The 223-nt window shown below is 61.9% G+C and carries 1 pseudogene; it reads left to right on the forward strand.

The window, feature by feature from the left end:
• A pseudogene (locus WFL93_RS24215) lies at positions 1-223 on the forward strand (transketolase); the annotation flags it as partial.

The following is a 223-nucleotide window of genomic DNA, read 5'->3' on the forward strand; positions in this document are numbered from 1 at the left end:
CAACGAAGACGCGGCGGGCAACTACATTCACTACGGCGTGCGCGAGTTCGGTATGACCGCGATTGCCAACGGCCTGGCGCTGCACGGCGGCTTCCTGCCGTACACCGCGACTTTCCTGATGTTCGTCGAGTACGCGCGCAACGCCGCCCGTATGGCCGCGCTGATGAAAATCCGTCAGATCATGGTCTACACCCACGACTCGATTGGCCTGGGTGAAGATGGC

Origin of the sequence: Pantoea sp. USHLN256 (assembly GCF_037149875.1) — a bacterium.
Taxonomy (GTDB): domain Bacteria; phylum Pseudomonadota; class Gammaproteobacteria; order Enterobacterales; family Enterobacteriaceae; genus Pantoea; species Pantoea nemavictus.